At 69.3% G+C, this 713-nt stretch carries 1 protein-coding gene; it reads left to right on the top strand.

Annotation, left to right across the window (positions count from 1 at the left end; translation table 11 throughout):
* On the top strand, window positions 1-587 hold a 587-nt coding region (locus AC31A1_RS52185), incomplete at its 5' end, for a class I SAM-dependent methyltransferase (RefSeq protein ID WP_489660041.1).
* Between the last annotated feature and the right edge of the window lie 126 nt (window positions 588-713).

The following is a 713-nucleotide window of genomic DNA, read 5'->3' as shown; positions in this document are numbered from 1 at the left end:
GGCATCGGGGGCGGCTGATGGGGCTCGATCCCGCCGCGGCGATGCTGGTGCGGGCGCGGGCTCATGAACCCGGCGTCGAGTGGGTGCTCGGAGATCTACGGGCGCGCGAGTGGCACGGTGAGTTCGAACTCGCCGTCATGACCGGACACGCCTTCCAAGTGCTGCTCGGCGACGAGGAGTTGCGGCTCGCCCTACATGCCATACGTGCCGCTCTCGTGCCCGGCGGGCGGTTCGTCTTCGAGACGCGGAATCCGGGGGCCCGGGCGTGGGAGACGTGGACGCCGGACCGGGTGCGGGAGATTCCCGACGGGCGTGGCGGGGTCGTACGCGTGTGGCACGAGGTCGAGTCCGTGGCGGCGGGCGAGGAACGCGTGACGTTCACCGAGACCTTCGAAGGCACCCAGTGGGAACGGCCTCAAGTCGACCGAACCACCCTGCGGTTCCTCGACACCGACAACCTGGACCGCTTCCTGAGCGAGGCCGGGTTTGTCGTCGTGGAGCGGTACGGCGACTGGGGGCGGGGGCCGTTGGCACTGGACAGTCCCGAGATCATTACCGTGGCCGAAACTACGAGCGGGTGCAGCTAGGGGGTTTCCCCGTTGCCGTTGGGCCACTCGCTTCTTGGCCAGTGTCGGGCTTCCACGGCCCGAGTAAAGGGCGCTCCCTGCGGTCGCGTCGCCTGCGGCGATTCCGCTGCGCTCCACCCTTGACTC

The sequence above is a fragment of the Streptomyces sp. P5F9 genome (genome assembly GCF_057961495.1).
This window is presented reverse-complemented; position numbering and strand designations above follow the sequence as displayed.